Origin of the sequence: Flavobacterium croceum DSM 17960 (genome assembly GCF_002917885.1) — a bacterium.
Lineage (GTDB): Bacteria > Bacteroidota > Bacteroidia > Flavobacteriales > Flavobacteriaceae > Flavobacterium > Flavobacterium croceum.
In genome coordinates, this window is sequence record NZ_PQNY01000010.1 from 73,090 (window position 1) to 91,751 (window position 18,662).

At 30.7% G+C, this 18,662-nt stretch carries 13 protein-coding genes and 1 tRNA gene; 2 read left to right on the top strand and 12 right to left on the bottom strand.

Going from position 1 to position 18,662, the window contains the following annotated elements:
• Positions 1 to 256: 256 nt before the first annotated feature.
• Entirely contained in the window at positions 257 to 1,027 is a 771-nt protein-coding gene (locus tag Q361_RS08725) for a class I SAM-dependent methyltransferase (protein WP_103726339.1), read from the bottom strand.
• Positions 1,027 to 1,845, bottom strand: coding sequence for a type I methionyl aminopeptidase (gene map, locus Q361_RS08730; RefSeq protein WP_103726340.1), 819 nt, complete (start codon positions 1,843 to 1,845; stop codon positions 1,027 to 1,029). The genes Q361_RS08725 and map overlap by 1 nt, the downstream gene beginning before the upstream one ends.
• A gap of 192 nt (positions 1,846 to 2,037) precedes the next feature.
• On the opposite strand from map, the gene Q361_RS08735 reads away from it, so the two are divergent.
• Positions 2,038 to 3,312 (top strand): acetyl-CoA hydrolase/transferase family protein, encoded by a 1,275-nt coding sequence (locus Q361_RS08735; RefSeq protein WP_103726341.1) that lies wholly within the window; start codon positions 2,038 to 2,040, stop codon positions 3,310 to 3,312.
• Positions 3,313 to 3,370: 58 nt separating this feature from the next.
• Here the strand turns inward: Q361_RS08735 and Q361_RS08740 are convergent, their stop codons facing one another.
• From Q361_RS08740 to Q361_RS08780, 9 genes are all read right to left on the bottom strand, one after another.
• Positions 3,371 to 4,756 (bottom strand): TolC family protein, encoded by a 1,386-nt coding sequence (locus Q361_RS08740; protein ID WP_103726342.1) that lies wholly within the window; start codon positions 4,754 to 4,756, stop codon positions 3,371 to 3,373.
• An 11-nt stretch (positions 4,757 to 4,767) separates the two neighbouring features.
• Positions 4,768 to 6,123, bottom strand: a complete 1,356-nt coding sequence (locus tag Q361_RS08745) for an HlyD family secretion protein (protein ID WP_103726343.1) — start codon at positions 6,121 to 6,123, stop codon at positions 4,768 to 4,770.
• A gap of 4 nt (positions 6,124 to 6,127) precedes the next feature.
• Complete coding sequence (locus Q361_RS08750; RefSeq protein ID WP_103726344.1) at positions 6,128 to 7,780, bottom strand: peptidase domain-containing ABC transporter; 1,653 nt, start codon at positions 7,778 to 7,780, stop codon at positions 6,128 to 6,130.
• Positions 7,777 to 8,451, bottom strand: a complete 675-nt coding sequence (locus tag Q361_RS08755) for a TetR/AcrR family transcriptional regulator (RefSeq protein WP_103726345.1) — start codon at positions 8,449 to 8,451, stop codon at positions 7,777 to 7,779. The genes Q361_RS08750 and Q361_RS08755 overlap by 4 nt, the downstream gene beginning before the upstream one ends.
• An 18-nt stretch (positions 8,452 to 8,469) precedes the next feature.
• Positions 8,470 to 9,156, bottom strand: coding sequence for a TerC family protein (locus Q361_RS08760; protein WP_103726346.1), 687 nt, complete (start codon positions 9,154 to 9,156; stop codon positions 8,470 to 8,472).
• 178 nt (positions 9,157 to 9,334) lie between these two features.
• A complete protein-coding gene (gpmI, locus tag Q361_RS08765) occupies positions 9,335 to 10,852 on the bottom strand; it encodes a 2,3-bisphosphoglycerate-independent phosphoglycerate mutase (protein ID WP_103726347.1) in 1,518 nt (505 codons plus the stop codon).
• A gap of 91 nt (positions 10,853 to 10,943) precedes the next feature.
• Positions 10,944 to 13,355, bottom strand: coding sequence for a DUF5916 domain-containing protein (locus tag Q361_RS08770; protein WP_103726348.1), 2,412 nt, complete (start codon positions 13,353 to 13,355; stop codon positions 10,944 to 10,946).
• A 120-nt stretch (positions 13,356 to 13,475) separates the two neighbouring features.
• The gene (locus Q361_RS08775) at positions 13,476 to 15,179 is read right to left on the bottom strand and encodes a L,D-transpeptidase family protein (RefSeq protein ID WP_103726349.1); all 1,704 of its coding nucleotides are present in this window, start codon (positions 15,177 to 15,179) and stop codon (positions 13,476 to 13,478) included.
• A gap of 4 nt (positions 15,180 to 15,183) precedes the next feature.
• Positions 15,184 to 15,618: a GNAT family N-acetyltransferase gene (locus Q361_RS08780; RefSeq protein ID WP_103726394.1), complete on the bottom strand. Its 435-nt coding sequence runs from the start codon at positions 15,616 to 15,618 to the stop codon at positions 15,184 to 15,186.
• 152 nt (positions 15,619 to 15,770) lie between these two features.
• Here Q361_RS08780 and Q361_RS08785 point away from each other — a divergent pair.
• Positions 15,771 to 15,846, top strand: a tRNA-Gly gene (locus tag Q361_RS08785).
• A 179-nt stretch (positions 15,847 to 16,025) separates the two neighbouring features.
• Here the strand turns inward: Q361_RS08785 and Q361_RS08790 are convergent.
• The gene (locus tag Q361_RS08790) at positions 16,026 to 18,659 is read right to left on the bottom strand and encodes a peptidase associated/transthyretin-like domain-containing protein (RefSeq protein ID WP_103726350.1); all 2,634 of its coding nucleotides are present in this window, start codon (positions 18,657 to 18,659) and stop codon (positions 16,026 to 16,028) included.
• Between the last annotated feature and the right edge of the window lie 3 nt (positions 18,660 to 18,662).

An 18,662-nucleotide genomic window follows, 5' to 3' on the forward strand; every position in this document is an offset into this window, starting at 1 on the left:
GCTTGGGATTTATCAGAATTTGTAATTTTTGAAATTAAATTTTCTCTATATTTGTGAGTATAAGTATTGAAAATCAGTAATTTATTTAGGTTTCGGTGCATTAGTTATAAAAAAATCCAGAATATATATTCTGGATTTTTTAATATTCAAATTATGGTAGTGTAATAATAAATAAACAACTTAATCTATTGATTTAGATCTAGATAAGGCTTTGATTTTGTCTGTTTTTTTTGGTTTAATGTTAGAATTTAGAGTTTTATTTATGGCATACAGGTAAGATTTCTCCTTTTGCCAAACAAAATTTTTCGACTTCTGTTGTTGAAAGTTTAGCCGTATAGTCTATTTCTTCAACTTTAAAACCTATACTTCTTAATTTGTCGAAATAATCACGACCATAAACGCGTACATGATCATATTGTCCAAAAATTTTAGCTCTTTCTTTAGGTTCGGTTATACTATCATCTGTAAATGTAATTTCTCTATGCAAATCTTGCGGAATTTGAAATATACCCCAACCACCAGTTTTCATAACTCTATACAATTCTTGCATCGCTTTGGTGTCGTTTGGAATATGTTCCAAAACATGATTGCAAAAAATAATATCGAACTCATTATCTTGAAACGGAAGGTTACAAATATCTGCTTTTACATCTGCCAAAGGCGAAAGCAAATCGGTTGTAACATAATCAATATTGTTTTGTTTTTTAAACCGTTTGTAAAATTCTTGTTCAGGAGCAAAATGCAGCACCTTTTTTTTAGTGTTTGAAGTAAAAAAATCAGTCTCGTTTTTCAAGTAAAGCCACAATAGCCTATGTCTTTCCAAAGATAGTGTGCTTGGAGATAATACGTTATTCCTTTGATTTCCATAGCCATAAGGTAAAAACATCTTAAAGCTTTTTCCGTCAATAGGATCGGTAAATTTAGTACCTTTTAAAAAAAATGCTAAAATAGGTCGCACCACAATACTCATGCGAATAAGAATAGGTCTGGGTATTGTGTTTAAAATAAACTTAAATAACTTTTTCATTAAATTAAAGTCGGGTTTGTTCTAAATTCATCTTCTTCAGTACTTACAATTCCTAAAGCATCGTAAATATATTTAAATGTAGAAAGCAATTCGGGTTTGCCATTTACAAGCGCTACATTATGTTCAAAATGAGCGCTTGGTTTTCCATCGGCAGTAGTGATTGTCCAACCATCTTTGTGTTGTTTTATGTTTTTAGTACCCATATTAATCATAGGTTCTATAGCAACAACCATACCTTCAACAAAAAGTTTACCTCGACCGCGTTTACCATAATTTGGCATTTCTGGATCTTCGTGCATTTTTTTTCCAACACCATGACCTACCAATTCACGTACTACACCATAACCGTGACTTTCACAATGTTTTTGTATAGCATTACCTACATCTTCCACTCGGTTGCCAGCCTTAAATTCTTTAATACCTATGTAAAGACTTTGTTTGGTTACCATTAATAGTTTTTTTACCTCAGGAGAAACTTCTCCAATTTCAAAGCTATAGGCATGGTCGCCATAAAATCCGTTTTTAAGCACACCACAATCTACCGAAATAATATCGCCTTCTTCTAGAGGTTTTGCATTAGGAATACCATGTACTACTTGCGAATTTGGACTTACACATAAGGTATTTGGAAAACCATACAAACCTAAAAATCCAGGTTCGCCACCATGATCTCTAATAAATTCTTCGGCTATTTTGTCTAGTTCTAAAGTAGTTACACCCGGTTTAATAATCTTGGCTATTTCTCCTAAGGTTTTTGATACCAAAAGAGCACTTTCGCGCATTATTTCTATTTCTTCTCTAGTTTTAGGGATAATCATTGCATATAAATTGAGTTTGCAAAAGTAGTGAAAAGTGTTTAGTATTAAGATATGCTAGTGGTAGTTTTTGATTTTGGGTTTTTGGTAAAAAGCAATGAATTGTACCAAAATAGATATTCACATTTAATATGAGTTTTGTCATTTTATTGCTATCGAGTAATACTGTAAATTTGTATAAAATTTTATAATGTTATGAGCAAATATGTAACTGCAGCAGAAGCTGTAAAAGTAGTAAAATCTGGCGATAGGGTTTATGTACAAGCCGCTGCCGCAACCCCTACTATATTAACAAAAGCATTGGCAGAAAGAGCTTCGGAACTAAAAAATGTAGAGGTTTGCCATTTGCATACCGAAGGAGAAGCAGCTTATGCTAACCCTGATTTTTCAGATAGTTTTCATGTAAATTCTTTTTTTATAGGAGCCAATGTGCGCCATACACTCAAAGCAGGAAATGGTTCTTACACTCCTGTTTTTTTGAGCGAATTACCGTTGTTGTTCCGAAAAAATGTGTTACCGCTTGATGTAGCTTTTATTCATGTTTCTCCTCCAGATAAACACGGTTATTGCTCTTTGGGAGTTTCTGTAGAAGCTACAGTTGCTGCTATGGAAAATGCAAAAGTTGTGGTGGCACAAGTAAACTCAAAAATGCCAAGAACTTTTGGAGACGGAATTATTCATGTTTCAGAAATTGATTATTTAGTAGAAGTAGATACACCAATATACAGCCATGAAGTAGAACCATTTACACTAGAAGAAGAAAAAATAGGAGGTTATATAGCTTCTCTTATCGAAGATAGAAGCACACTACAAATGGGTATTGGCTCTATACCTAATGCTGCTTTAAGCAAACTTAAAAACCATAAAGATTTGGGTTTACATACCGAAATGTTTAGCGATGGTGTGATTGATTTGATAGAAGATGATGTAATAAACTGTAATTACAAAGGAACTTTACGAGGAAGAGCTTTGGCTACTTTTTTAATAGGTTCGCAACGGTTGTATGATTTTGTAAACGATAATCCATTTATTGAAATGAAAGAATCGTCTATGGTAAATGATACAGCACGTATTAGAAAAAACCCAAATATGGTAGCTATAAATTCGGCAATAGAAGTAGATATGACAGGGCAAGTTTGTGCCGATTCTATTGGGCCAAAAATGTACTCTGGTGTAGGAGGTCAAATGGATTTTATACGAGGAGCTTCTTTAAGTCCTGGTGGAAAAGCTATTATAGCTTTACCTTCTATTACTAAAAAAGGTGAAAGTCGCATTGTTCCTTTTCTTAAACAAGGAGCTGGTGTTGTAACCACAAGAGCACATATCCATTATGTTATTACCGAAAATGGTATTGCCGATTTGTATGGTAAAACTTTAAAACAAAGAGCAAATGAGTTAGTTAAAATTGCTCATCCTACACACCAAGAAAGAATAGAAAAAGAGTACTACGAATTACTACACACTATGTAAACCTTGTTGTAAAAATTGAGTAAAAAGCCTAACATTAAATAAAATATGTTAGGTTTTTTTATGGCTGCGCATTCAATTTGTACAATTCGGCAAAAGAAATAAACATTCTGTTTTCTAGATTAATTTTGTTAATACTAGCACTAATAGTATTGTTTTCTCTTGTATTTATAAGAAAGAGTGAACTTTCGCCTGCTGCAAATAATCGTTCTTCGGCTTGCAAGAGCGTTTCGTTGCTTTTCATTAAATTTTGAGCTATAGTATTTTGAGTTTTTAACGAAATGATTTCGGCTTTCTGGCTTTTAAATTTATTTTCCAACTGTAATTTTTCTATGTCGAAATTTAGTTTTTGTTCGTTCCATTTAATTTCGGCAAGTTTGGCATAACCTCGTTCTTTTCTTAAAAATAAAGGTACAGCCACATTCAAACCTAGTTTGTAATCTTTGTAGTTTGGATTTCCAAAATTCCCATAATCATTTAATAACGAATAACCAATATTTAACTTGGGTAGTAACTGGTTTTGTGCGAGTTTTTTATCTATGCTAAGCATATCTATTTTTTGATTGATAGCAAGTATTTTAGGATGGTTTTCTACAGATATTTCGTTTTTTTGTGTTTCTAATACACTTTCAATGGTACTGTTTAGTTTGTTTTCGGGTATAAATTGGTCTTGAAGTTCAAGAGGTATATTGTCTATCCAAAGAAAATTACTCAATTCTAATTTTGCTTTTGTAAGTTTTAAATTGGAATCTTCCAAATTCAATTTTCTATTTTCTACCGATATTTCAGCCTCAATACTATCTATAGCAGCTTTATCACCTTGTTCAATTAGTTTTTTTATGGCATTATATCGCAATAATGCATTGGAGTAATATTTTGTGTAAAGTACATTTTCGTCATAATTTTTTTTCCAATTGCAATAAGCAACTGTGGCGTTGTACAAAACGTTTACGGCTTCTAGTTTTTGTTCGTTTTGAGATAATTTTACTTGAATTTTAGCTTTTCGTAAATCTGCCATACGCTGGTTTATAAGAAGCCCTTGTAGCACCGGAATGTTTATACCTACAGCAGCCAAACCTTGTTCGGGAACTAAGTTTTGTGGATTGATATAGTAGCCTTCGTTTTTCTCTAAAGCGGCTTTTAATTCTATACCGTACCAAGTAGGTATTTTAAAACTTGAATTAAGGAGCGAAAAATACTCTTTCTCTTTGAAAACTTTTTTATCAAAATCGACTTCTATTTTTGGGTCAAATGCGCCACGAGCTACCAATAATTTTGCTTCGGCAGTATTTATTTCTAGGTTTGCAGATTTTATTAATGGATGATGTTTTTTTACTATTGCCAAAAACTCTTGCAATGTAAACTCTTTATTGTTTGACTCTTGGCTCCAACAATATGAAACAAAAAAGAATAATATAAAGTATAGTATATGTTTTATAAACTTCATTATAAAGGGTATTATTTCTTGTCTTTTTTATCGATTTTTTGTTCGTTTTTCTTGTAATAGTCAGGAGGAAATCCATTAAGGTTTCGCCACAATTCGTACCATATAGGTACATTTTTAAGTAAGGCGATAGTTTGAGCTCCAGAGCCTAATCGTATCTCTTTGGGCCATTTTTTATCGTTATTGTCTGGTGCTATAAGTATGCGGTATTTACCATTATCACCCATAAAATTTTCAATGGCATATACAGTACCTCCAAAAGTTCCATACGATGCGTTAGGCCATCCTGAAAATACTATAGAAGGCCATCCGTCAAACCAAATTCGTACATGTTGTCCTTTTTGTATTAAAGGTAAATCGGTAGCCGAAACGTATGTTTCTACAGCAAGCTCGTATTGTGCAGGCATAATGCTTACTATAGGTGTTCCTTCTTTTATGTTTTCGCCAATACCCGATTGTATGGCTCTATTTACATAGCCCGATTGTGGTGCCGTTATGTAGTACATGCCATTTCGTATTTTATAATTGGCATATTGGTTTTTCAACTTGCTTACTTGTGCTTTGGTGTCAAGTTGGTTGCTTAGGGCTGTGTATTGGTCACTTTTGGCTTTGGCTAGTTTTTCGCTGTATTCGGCATTAATTCTATTGAGTTCTACTTGTGCGTTTATATAATCGTTTTTACTAGAGAGTACTTTGTTTTCTTGTGTAATTATTTTGGCTTCAATATCTTGTAGTTTTAATCTTTTTTCTTCAACATCGGTCATGGGTTTTAAACCTTCTTTATGCAATTGATTACTTCGGTTAAACTGCGTTGTAGCTATTTTTAGTTGGGTTTTTGCAGCAATCAAGTCCATACTATCGCTTTTTATTTTAAGTAACGATTGGCGTAGTTTGTTTTCGGCTTGTTTTATTTTTAATGTTCGTTCGTTGTTTATAGATTTCATTTGATTGTCTAGAGCACCAACTTTACCTGAATAAGAATCTACAGAGAGGCTTTTGGCATCAAGTTGGTCTTTGGTGTTGTCAACCAAATTTGGATCGAGATAATCTTCTTTAATTTCTGAAATGAAAAGTATTGTGTCGCCTTGTTTTACAAAATCCCCCTCGTTTACATACCATTTTTGAATACGCCCCGATATAAGAGTTTGTATAGTTTGCGGCCGTTGGTTTGGTTTAAGAGCTGTTACGTTTCCAGCTCCTTTTATGTTTTGTGTCCAAGGTAAAAACATAAAAAGTACGACTAATAGTAGAGTAATACCTAGTATCCTATTAAAATATTTATAGTGCTTTTCGGTGTTTATCTTTGCAATACTTTTAAATGTATTGTTTTCTGGAATTGAAACTTTATTGTCGTTAGATACATTAAGCATAGGGTTACAGTTTTATATCGTTACTAATTTTACCGCTATTTAGTGTAATTTGTCTTTGTGCATATTTTTTCCAAAAATCATTTTTCGAACTTACCACTACAGTTTGATTTTTATTGTTCATAATAGTAGTGATAATTTTTTGTGCCGAAATGGAATCTAACTTGTCTGTAGGGTCTTCCAAAAACAATATTTTTGGTTTACTAATTAGGCTTTTTGCCAATACAATTTTTTGCATATTGGAAGCCGAAAGTAGCAATCCGGTAGACATGATTTGTGTATTGAGATTTTCAGGTAAAGTTTTTATAAAATCGGTAAGTTGTACTGTGTCTAAAACCCATTTTAAATCTTCGTCACTATAGGGTTTTCCAAATGTTATGTTTTCTAAAATTGTTCCTTCAAAAGGAGTTTCGTTTTGCAGTACAATGCCTATGTGTTTTCGATATAAATTGAGATCTATTTTTTTAAAAGTATCATCATTAATATAAAAAGCACCAATGTTTGGCGAAATGATGCCTGCCAAAAGCCGAATTAAAGTTGATTTTCCTGAGCCGTTTTCGCCATTCAAAATAATTTTTTCACCCTGATTTATGGCAAAAGATATGTTTTTTAAGGCATTTTTTGCCGAATCGGGGAATTTATAAGATATATTTTCTATAGATAAATTGATGTTTGAATAACAAAAGTTTTCATTTGAAGGAGTTACAGTTTCTACAGGCAAATCAGTCACTTGCCCTATTTTTTCTACAGATGTTAATACATCATAAAAAGTTTCGAGCCCCAGTATGATTTTTTCTACAGACGCAATTACCATCAAAATCACAATTTCTGCGGCCACAAATTGTCCTATATTCATTTGCTGGTTTATTACTAATAATCCGCCTATAATGAGTAAACTAGCCGTTATTATGATTTTAAAGATGATGAGTTTTATATATTGCGATTTGATAATTTTAAAATGTTTTTCTCTATAATTCAAATATTCTGAAACTAGCGCATCGTTTTTGGATAGCGCAAACATAAAGTGATTTTGGTTTTTAAAAACCCAGTAATTTTTGGCTATTTCTTGCAACCAACTTACTACTTTGTACTTGTATTTTGATTCTTTTAGGCTAGTTTCTAGACCAGGTTTGTAAGCATAAGCAAAAATTGCATACAACAACCCTAGTAATAATAAACCAAATATGATAAAAAATGGGTGATATAATGAAAGTAGTACTAATGCAAATAGAACCTGTAAAAGAGAAGCTGAAAAGTCTACAAGAAGCTTTGAAGTACCTTTTTGAATGGTTAGTGTATCAAAAAATTTGTTGGCTATTTCGGGAGGATGATTTTTATACAATTCCTCAAATTTTATGCTAGGTAATCTATAAGAAAATTCAAACGCAGAACGAACAAAAAGTTTTTGTTGTAAGTTTTCGGTAATACGCATTTGCATAAGAGATAGAATACCTACTAACGCTACACCTAAAATAACTAGAAAAACCAGCACAACCCATGATACACTAATGTTTCCAGCTTGTATAAAATTGATAATGGCCTGTATGCCTAGGGGTAATGATAATGCTAATATACCAGAAAAAATAGCATATAAAATAATTTGAGAAATATCTCTACGATCAAGTTTTAATAGGTTTATAAATCTTTTTAAAGGTGTCATTCTTGAAAAATTTTAGATATTAAATCAATATAAAAATCAGAAACAGAGTTTGTTTGGTTACAATTTGTAATGGTTTTTAAATGTTGGCTTAAATAGTGTTGATGTAAGGCTCCTTCTACCATTGACGAGGCCAAGCTCTTGGCAAAATTATAATCGGGTTTGATTTCTTCTATTAATGTAATTATTTTGCTAATAATTCTTTTGTACACCAAAAAATAACCTTCTTTGTTTTCTTCATCGACTTCTTTTGTTAAGATAGTTTTTACAAATTCGGAAACAATTATTTTGTGTAAAAGTTCTTCATTTATATGATGTGTAGTTAAATCGTCTTTCGTACTTTCTGTAATAACTTTTACTACTCTTTTTAATTTTTCAAAAGGGTTGTCTATATTTTGAGTAGCAAAAGCCATTTTGTATTCTATCCATCCCCAGTAATAATCTGATAAATAAATTAATAGCTTATGTTTATTGTCAAAATAGCGGTAAATGGAACTCTCATTAGAGCCTATTTTTTCTCCAAGTTTTTTAAACGTAAAAGCTTCAAATCCTATTTCATCTATTAAAATAATACTTTGTTGGATAATTTTTTTACCAAGCTGAGTCGTTTCTGGGTTTTTTAAATAGAGTTTATCGTTTATATTTATCGTTATGTTGGATAATACATTATTCATGTTGCGGTAATTTTAAGTTTATTTTGGTACTGTTTTTATTTGTACTACATCTACAAAAAAGGCAAATGCCATAGAAAAATAAATATAGCCTTTTGGAATTTCAAATCTAAATCCTTCAGCGATTAACGAAACACCTATCATCATTAAAAAGCACAAGGCTAATATTTTAAACGATGGATGTTTTGATATAAAATTACTTATAGGTTTTGAAGCAAATATCATTATACCAACAGTAACAATAACAGCGGTATACATAATCCATAGTTCGTTTACCATACCTACAGCAGTAATAATAGAGTCTATAGAAAAAACTAAGTCTAATATTATAATTTCCATTAAAAGTTTTCTAAAACTTGGTTTTTTTGAGGTGTGTAAAGGTTGCTCTTCTGCAAGTTCACTTTTGTGGTAAATTTCTTTAGTGCTTTTGTACAATAAGAATAATCCTCCGGCTATTAAAATAATTGATTTCCCTGAAAAATTTGTGTCAAAAATTGTAAATAAAGTCTCATCTAGTTTTAATATCCAAGACAATAAAGAGAGTAGTGCTAATCGCATAATCATAGCCAAACCAATTCCCCAATACCGTAATTTGTTTTGTTGGTTTTCGGGCAGTTTATCTGCAAGTATAGAAATAAAAATAATGTTGTCGATTCCAAGAATTATTTCGAGAACAATAAGTGATGTAAGCGGTAGTAAAAATTCCATAACTTATAATTTTTTTAATAATGTAATAAAAATATATATAATTGTCTTACTTTTAATTTAATGTAAAAATAATATTTATTCGATAGCAATACTATTATTATAAAAAGTTTAACTATTATTTAGGAAATGTTTATAAAAAAAGCCTCAAAAAAGAGGCTTGTTAAGTTGTGAATATCTTTTAAATCAATTCATTGCCAGTCATTACCGTAGGTTTTTGAATACCCATTAGCTTTAAAATTGTAGGAGCAATATCGCCAAGTACACCATTTTTCACGGGAATATTTTCTTTATCTACTACAATAAAAGGCACCGGATTGGTCGTGTGTGCTGTATTTGGTGTGCCATCTGGATTAATCATGGTTTCACAATTTCCGTGATCGGCAATAATAAGAGTGGTATATCCGTGCTGTAAAGCAGTTGTAACAACATCTTTTACACAAATGTCTACTGCTTCGCAGGCTTTAATAGCAGCCTCCATTACTCCGGTATGGCCTACCATATCGCCATTGGCAAAATTTAAACAAACAAAGTCGGCTGTTTCTTTTTCCAATTCGGGTACCAAAGCATCGCGTAGTTCATAGGCACTCATTTCGGGTTTTAAGTCGTAGGTAGCTACCTTTGGAGAGTTTCTTAATATGCGTGTTTCGCCTTCAAAAGGAATTTCTCTACCGCCCGAAAAGAAAAAGGTTACATGCGGATATTTTTCTGTTTCTGCAATTCGAATTTGTTTTTTGCCTGCTTTTTCTAATACTTCTCCTAAGGTTTCATTAAGGTTATCTTTGTCATAAACAACATGAACATTTGTAAAAGTATCATCATAATTTGTCATGGTAACATAGTATAGATTAAGTTTTTCCATACCAAATTCAGAAAAATCTTTTTGCGATAGTACTTCGGTTAATTCTCGACCTCTATCGGTTCTAAAGTTGAAAAAGAGTACTACATCTTCATTTTGAATTGTAGTTAAAGGATTTTGATTTTCGTCTGTAATGACAATAGGTTCTATAAACTCGTCTGTAACATCATTTTTATAGCTTTCTAATACGGCCAATGCAGCATCATGAGTTTTTTTGCCAATACCTTTTGTGACCAAATCATAAGCTTTTTTTACACGTTCCCAACGCTTATCTCTATCCATAGCATAATAGCGTCCAATTACCGAAGCTAATTTTGCAGGTGTGTTATAAATATAATTTTGAAGGTCTTCAATGTACATAATTCCAGATTTTGGATCAACATCGCGTCCGTCTGTAAAAGCATGAATAAAGAGTTTTTGTAAACCAAACTCAGTGGCAGCATCAAGCAAGCCTCGCAAGTGAGCCGTGTGCGAGTGTACACCTCCGTCGGACAAGAGACCAAGAAAATGAACATTTACATTTTTTTCTTTTGCATATTGAAAAGCATCAAGTAATGTTTTTTCGGTATTTATGGTTTTGTTTTCAACAGCCAAATTTATTTTCACCAAGTCTTGGTAAACAATTCTACCAGCGCCTAGGTTCATGTGGCCTACTTCGCTATTACCCATCTGACCTTCGGGAAGCCCTACGTTTAAACCATCGGTTCTTAATTGAGCATTAGGGTATTGTGTATATAAGCTATCTATAAAGGGTGTGTTTGCATTATCTATAGCAGAAACTTTTGGGTCGGGCGATTTTCCCCAACCGTCTAATATCATGAGGATAACTTTTTTATTCATTGTAAACAATATTTTAGCAAAGGTAAAAAATAGAAATGCCCTAATTGTAAAAATAGGGCAAGATTTATAGTAAATTCTACGAAAACGTTTTCTATTTTGAAAACCAATTCTTGGCTTGATTGTAGTCTATAAAATAACGAATACTAATAGATAGCATGTGATTAAGGTATTCATTGTTAAGAATATCTTTGGTGTTTAGAGAATAATTTCTGGTAAATTCACGGTTGTAAAGCGTAGCATTGTTTCTATACAGTATACTTAATTGACTACCTGGAGCAAACCACCAACTGTATGACAAGTCCATATTCCAAGAATTAAAGCTAGAGTTACTGTTGTAGTTGTATTGGTTGTTTACTTCCAAATTTCCATCGGGTAACAAGTTGTTGTACTCATTGTTTACAGCATAGCTATAATAGTGCCTAACAGCCAAATTAACAGACATTATAGGGTTTATAGCATATTTGGTTGTAATAGAGTTGTTAAAAGTATCTCTGTTTCTACGAGCAATAATAGTATTGTTATTGTCAAAGTCTACCCAGCCAATATTGTTTTTTTTGTGTGAAAACTGAGAAGATAATACAACAAGTAATTTATTTGAAAATCTAAAACGAGGCGATATGTTTATATCAAAATCGTACCTGCCTTGTTGGTTGTATTTTGAAAAACTTGGATTAAAATCGAGTGCAAATTTTCTATTATAATTTGTTGAAAGAAAAAACCATGCTCCAACACTTCTAGGGGTTAATAAAAACTTTGAGTCATCTACAGAACGAGGTTCGTAAAAATCTGAATAATCAAATAATGAAGCCATTAAGCCAAAACCGTAGTAATCATTTTTTTTGTTGGTAATGTTAAAGTTGAGGTTTTGATAATTGTTTTGTAACCTTCCTGTTCTATTGTCAAACTCTATGTAATTGTACAAATTGGTATTAAAACCATTCATTTTTTTTGTTGGATTTAATATTCTATACGAAATATTTGTAGCCAATGAATGGTAATGCGTTTGAAAGTTTATACCCAAGTCGTTTGGATCAAAATTTGTAGAAACGTATTCTCCTCTTGCGGCAAAACGCACTTTGCCACTTGTTTCTGCAAACCGTAAAGCAGTGTTGTATCCTAGTGTGTTATTTTCGGGGTGAAAACCATCTTTAATAATACTGTATTTGTAGTTTCCGCTTAAATTGTAGGTATTCTTTTTAGTGTTTAAATCAAACAAAAAAGCCGAAACATTTGCATCTCTATAACTACCATTTCTAGTAACATTTGAATTAACTACAGAAACAGAACAATTTTGTCTAAATCTTTGGTCTAATGTAACAATGCTGTAGTTTGACAAAGGCTCTTCTTCGTTACGAACGGTATCTGTATTGTAGTCGTAAATTTCTAAATTTGTTTTTTCAGAAACGGCGTTAAGTACCCCAATACCTAATCCGTTTTTAGTGCGTCCAGAAATTTTAAGTGCATTAATCAAGTTGATTTTATTTGTTCCTTGAAAAACTTCAGTACTACTCAATTTGTAATTGGGCATACCGCCTATTCTTCGGCTGTAGAGAAGGTCGCCTTTTGAAAAAAGCTCTGTTCCTTCGGTAAAAAAAGGTCTGTTTTCATTAAACTGTTGTTCAAATGGGCCCAAATTCAAAACAACGTTGTCAAATTTTGTTTGCCCAAAATCGGGTATAAGAATAGCGTCTAGTGTAAAGGCATCATTAATACCATATTTTACATCCATTCCGCCTAAAGTTTCTCCATAAGTTTTTGCAGAATTGTTTCCTTTTAAATAGAATGATGAATAAGGGATAAGAAATAATCGGGTAGGAGTGGATATGTTTTCTATACCTTCTAGAGTTCCAGCCTGAATAGCGGTGTTTGATATATTGTTGTCAATTCGATTCCAAGTATATTGGCGGCGTAAAGACATTATTTCTCTATAAAAATTAATACCCCATTTTTGTTGATTTGTTTTTGGAAACCTAATGGCAGCATAAGGTATTTTTATTTCTACTTGCCAACCTTCGTTTGTAAATTTGGTTTTAGAATCCCAAATGGCATTCCAAGAATAGTCTTCTCCGTTCGATTCGGTATAAATACAATCCATTTGTACACCTGCAGCACTTACAAAAAAGCGAAAATCTTGTTGGCCGTCATTATAACCATTAATAAAAATTCCAAAATGATCTGAAGTTCCAAATTCATCTCTATTGGTTATTTCGCGTAATATGGTGTTGGGTTTAGTATCGAACAGTTTAGTTGCAATATATATACCGTCGTTGTTGTATACAATGCGCACTTCTGTTTTTTGATTGGGTTCTTCTGCTTTGCCATTGTCTGGTTCAAGCATCACGAAGTCTTTGGCAACGTCTGTTTGTTTCCAAATTTGTTCAGAAAACTCACCATCTATCGTGATTTTTTCATTGGAAATTATGGTTTTTAATGCTTTTTTTTGAGCAAACACATACCCTTGTGAAAGCACTAATATATAGAGTAAATAAGTCTTTAGTTTCATTTTAAATAGGCATATAGAGCTATATTCTTTGCCAAAATATAAAATAATTTTAGGTTATCTAATGTTTTGGTTAAAAAAAAGAGTTCGTGTTGTTGATTTTTAAGGATAATTAAATAAAACCTACTTTTTATACCGCAATTTTGCGAATATGTCATGGTCTAAACAATAGATATCTTCTCTAAATTGTAAGATTTCATCTTTTTCCCAAGCTGTCCAATAGAGTTGGTGAATTTTAATGTCGTCATCTATTTTAATAACAATTGTTTTCAGTTCGGGTTTAGGCCATTTTTTTTCAGGAATTTCCAATGTTGGATTTTTTGCTAATAGTTTCGCTACTTTTTTATTGTATTCTTTTTCTTTCTCTTTTTGGAGTTTTATGTAGTGTTTTATGTTGGTTGTGTCTTGTATTTTTTCGATAGGCCATTTCTCATTGTCGTTTAATAAGTAAGTTGCCATTTCTAGTGGTTTTTCCAAGCGTACACAGCCCGAACTTAATGCTCTATAGGTATATTTAAAATAATCGCGGTGGTTGGTATCGTGAAGATAAACAGCAAATTTGTTTAAAAAGTTTATTTTCATTAATCCTAAAGAATTGTTTTCTCCAGGGTTTTGAACGTATTTGTATTTGTTAGCATCTTCTTTTTTCCAAGTCCAAGGGTTTACTTCGTTGTTCTTTTTATCAAGTATTACTAAACCTCTCTTTTTAAATTCTCCACGATCTTTTTCTGCTTCAGGGAAAATATCTTCCTTTAAAATAGTTGGAGGAACAGTCCAATTTGGATTTAAATTAATATTTGTGATTTTAGATTCTAGCATGGGCGTTCTTCTAGTATCTTTTCCAACCACTACTTTTTGAGCAATAAGTGTGTCGTTGTCTTTTACAGCAACTATGGTATAATCTGGAATATTAATAAGTAAATAACTGTTTCCAAAATCATGCTGAAACCAGCGCCAACGCTCTAAATTTGCTACAATTTGTTCGATGCGTTGGTCTCTAGAATAATTTAAAGCATCTAGCGTACTTCTGCCCACTACACCATCTGGTTTAAGCCCATGGCGTTCTTGAAATTTCTTTACAGCTTCTTGAGTGTCTTTGTCGTATAGAGTTGATAAAATAGTGTCTTTTTTTGTCATATCGCCCCAATACATTAGTTTTTTCTTTAGTAGAGGAACATTTCTATTTTTTTTATTAAAGACAATTTTTTCAGAAAGGTCAATTACACCAAAGTTATCGTTTGGCATATTTTTTAATTTTTTAAGACACCATTTTAATTTTTTATAAATAATGTGCTGAGGTTTACAATTTTCCAAAACTTCAGAAAAATTGTTTTTGTCAATACTTTCAAAAGCGATTTTGTTTACATCGATTTCTTTTTTGCCAAGATCACAATCTTTGTAAAAAGTATTCGGATTTATTTTTCCTTTTGATAAATGAGTAATATATTTTTGAAAATTTTCAGTAAAATTTATATCATAATTTATTAGAGTAGAGTCGGGTAGCGCATCATATTTTTGATGGGTTTCATAAAGAAATTTGTAATTGTAGTCTGTAGATTCTAACCCCTCTTCTTCGGCTTTTTTAATCTCTGCCAATACACTTGCTCTAAAATCTTCATTATGCCAAACGGTGGCGTATTCGTACTTTTTGTAGAAAAGTTTTAAGTCTTCGTTTTTAAGTTGGTTTATTTTGTTTGAATCAATAGCTATTTTTCCTTCAAAAACACTGAAGTCTAAAACAGATGCCATAGAAAAAGTCTCGGTTTTAGAACCGGAACTGCAAGAGAACAAAAATAAGAGTGCAATAAAAAGAACAATTTTTTTCATACAACTATTTTTGTTTATACATTAATGAGTGAATTCCTATAGACTCTATTTCAAATTCATCACCATGAATATAATATCCTAGTTTTTTGTAAAACGAAACCGCATTTTGTCGTGCATTAAGCCAAATTATATAAGGTTTGCTATTGTGTTGAGCAATGTGCTGTTCGGCAAAATTCACAAGTTTTTGTCCGATACCTTGATTTTGCAACGCAGTTAAAACAGCCATACCTCGAATTTGATATTGATTTTCGAGAGGAAAGATACTACTATTTTTAAAAACAGAGATTACTCCTACAAGATTTTCTTGTATATAATAACCAAAGTGCACAGTTGTATTTAATTCATCACCATGAAAAGCACATGTGTTTATTGGTTTTCCCGCTCTTAATATAGGGTGACGAACAATATAGGTTTGTAGATGGGTAATTTTTTTAATCAAAGTTTTAAAAAATTTGGCACAAAGAAAATTATATCTTTCTAAATAGTAAGTATTTACAAACAACTTTTTTTGTAGAATGATTTTTACATGATTTTTTTTCAAAAAAAATTTGTGTAATTGGTTTTTTCTGTATTATATTTGCACTCACAAAAGCGGAAGTAGCTCAGTTGGTAGAGCTCCAGCCTTCCAAGCTGGTTGTCGCGAGTTCGAGCCTCGTCTTCCGCTCCAAATAAAAAAGCTGTCAATTTTGACAGCTTTTTTTGTTTCTATAACAAATTGTTTTTAAACATTTCTTCGTTTACTTGGTTTATATTCTAATAATTGTACTTATTCAATCATTTATAGATTTAAATGTGATTGTTAAAGATAGCTATTAATTATTTTATGTAATAATCTTTATCTTAAAATCAGAATTCTAATTCCATAGAAAGCATAAAATATCTAGGTAATAATTGAGATTGATAATACGTAAAAGCATAATCTGAATTGTTTGTTTGACTATAAACACTTGTGTTTTTTAAATTTCTACCATATATGCTAAAAAACAGTCCTTTTACTTTTTGAGATTTGTATTGCAAATTGAAATCGATGAATGAAAAATTTTGTTTAGACTTTAAATCAATAATGTAATAATCTTGACTTATTGCTAAATTCCATTGTTTAAATGGCTTTATTATAAGTTTAAAGTTGTTGCTAATTAACCTACGTTCTGATTTTACTTCATTTGTTTTGTATTTATTAATGGAGTAATTAACCAAGTTTTCAAAATTGATAGGGATGTTAAAATATGATAGAATGAATAAATTTCCATTGTAATTAAAGGATGAGTTATTTCTAATTTGAAAATTATCAATAGAGTTATAATAATTATTAAATGAAAAGGTTGAAGAGTGTTTAAAAGAAAGTCTTAAAGCCTTAATTTGTTTCTCTCCGTCAAAAATAATTTGTCTTGACTTAAGATTATTCGGGTTTTGAAAATATGTATAAGAAACGAAATTTTGATTAATATTAATGTTTGCAATATAATTATTATAAGATCCTAAATATTGAAAGCTTAATTTAGTTAAAAATTGCTTTGTTAAATTTTCATACTTAATTCCAAAAGTCAAATTTTCTGATTTTATTAAATTTAAATTGGAAATATTGTTTTTTAAAGTTTGATTGTTAATTACTATCGAATTTGTAAATAAATATTCTTCGGTTGGTGTTTTTTCTTCTGATTCTTCTAGCCCAAATAATGACAATCTTTTATTAATACGATACGTTATCAAGATTGATTGATTGAGTGCGAGTTTATTAAAGGCATCATTTTTAAGTTGTTGATTTATATATGCTACATTAAAAAAAGGTTGAATTTTAATTTTTTTATAATTAAACATTGTAGAATATTCAGAGAAAAAAGTCGATTTTCTATAAGTTGAATTTTCATAAAAAGAATTTATGTTATTTCCGTCAGCAATTAAACTTGACTGAAATGGGAGGTATGTGTTTGTGTTTCCTATTGTTACAGATTTTTTAATTTTACCATTATTATTCAAGTAAGAAAGTTTAGTTGATAAAATTTGTTTGTTAAAACTACTATTTTGAAGGCAATTATTTGTGTTTATTCCTTCAAAAATAATATTATTGGATACAATTTGTAACTCTTGCGGAATTTTATTTCTTGAAAAATTTGAGCTAAATTGTAATGCGTTTTTATTGTTTAATCTAATGGTGTATTCTAATTTGGCTTTTACAAAAAAATCTATTGTTTTTAGATTTGAGTTGAATTGATTTAGATTGTTCTGAATTGTAGTTTCATTGCTGTTTGTAATTTGATTTTTAAAACTAATTTCAGATTGCAATAATGAATTATTGGAAATATTGTAAATTACTTTAGTATCAAATCTATAATATTTAGGTGATTTATATATATTGTTTTCACTACTATTTTCAATAATCGCATTATTATTTGTAAAATAATTAGTTACTATTTTTTCTTGTCTTTCAACATCATCTTTAAAAAAAAACAAATTGTTTTTAAGACTTATTTTTGAACTTATTTTGGTAATTATGTTATAGTTAATGTTGAAATTATTATTGTAAGTTGTTCTTTTACTTGGTAATCTATTGTCGATATTTCCTTCAATAATATTAGTTTTAGTAGTGCTTTCTTCGTTGCCAAATCGTGTATTTAAAGTTTCATCGTAATTTGGTTGGTTATTAAAGGGATTAATTCCAAAATTATAATATGAAATAACTCCAAAAGATTTAATTTTTTTTGAAATACCCAAAACTGTAGCGTCATCAGCTAACATTAATTTTTTGCCATAGCCATTATTAATAGAAGAACTTCCTGAAAAATCAGTTTTATTTTTTTTTAGTTTTAAATTTAATACAACCCTATCAGAATCTTCTATTCCTTTTAAAAGCTCGTTTGGTGAATAATTTTCAATGGCTTGAACTTGCTCAACCATGTCAACGGAAATGTTTTTAGTGCCAATAGTATAATTAGAACCAAACAAATCATCTCCTTCTAGTTTTACTGTTTCAACATTCTTGCCTTTATATTTTATTTGTCCTGTAATTTCATCTACTTTTATCCCGGGTAATTTTTTTAACAAATCTTCTACCTTTCTTTCAGAACCATTTAGAAATTTTTTGGGGTCGTAAAAAACAGAATCGTTTTTTACTTTTACCGCATTTTCGTTGATTATTTTAACCTCATCGAGTATAAATTCTTTTCTTTGTAAAACAAAATCAACATTGTTGTTCGATAATGCAACTAATTGTGATTTTGTTTCATAATTAATACAACTAATCTCAATAAAAACTTTTACGAAGTCTTGATTTGTTTTAAAACTAAAAACCCCTTTTTGGTCGGAATATGTATAGCCAAAAAGAGATTCTTTTTTTTCTGAATTCCAAATAGAAACACTTGCGTTTTCTATTCCAATTCCATCAGTATTTTTTATTGTTCCATTAATGTTTTGAGCAATATGTAAATTATAAATAAATAGTAATAAAAATAATAATTTACTTTTTTTAAAAAAATATTGCATTTA

Coding starts and splice junctions, on each gene's coding strand:
- Q361_RS08735 (WP_103726341.1), top strand. CDS start 2,038: ATGAGCAAATATGTAACTGCAGCAGAAGCTGTAAAAGTAGTAAAATCT.
- Q361_RS08740 (WP_103726342.1), bottom strand. CDS start 4,756: ATGAAGTTTATAAAACATATACTATACTTTATATTATTCTTTTTTGTT.
- Q361_RS08745 (WP_103726343.1), bottom strand. CDS start 6,123: ATGCTTAATGTATCTAACGACAATAAAGTTTCAATTCCAGAAAACAAT.
- Q361_RS08770 (WP_103726348.1), bottom strand. CDS start 13,355: ATGAAACTAAAGACTTATTTACTCTATATATTAGTGCTTTCACAAGGG.
- Q361_RS08775 (WP_103726349.1), bottom strand. CDS start 15,179: ATGAAAAAAATTGTTCTTTTTATTGCACTCTTATTTTTGTTCTCTTGC.
- gpmI (WP_103726347.1), bottom strand. CDS start 10,852: ATGAATAAAAAAGTTATCCTCATGATATTAGACGGTTGGGGAAAATCG.
- Q361_RS08790 (WP_103726350.1), bottom strand. CDS start 18,659: ATGCAATATTTTTTTAAAAAAAGTAAATTATTATTTTTATTACTATTT.
- map (WP_103726340.1), bottom strand. CDS start 1,845: ATGATTATCCCTAAAACTAGAGAAGAAATAGAAATAATGCGCGAAAGT.
- Q361_RS08725 (WP_103726339.1), bottom strand. CDS start 1,027: ATGAAAAAGTTATTTAAGTTTATTTTAAACACAATACCCAGACCTATT.
- Q361_RS08750 (WP_103726344.1), bottom strand. CDS start 7,780: ATGACACCTTTAAAAAGATTTATAAACCTATTAAAACTTGATCGTAGA.
- Q361_RS08760 (WP_103726346.1), bottom strand. CDS start 9,156: ATGGAATTTTTACTACCGCTTACATCACTTATTGTTCTCGAAATAATT.
- Q361_RS08755 (WP_103726345.1), bottom strand. CDS start 8,451: ATGAATAATGTATTATCCAACATAACGATAAATATAAACGATAAACTC.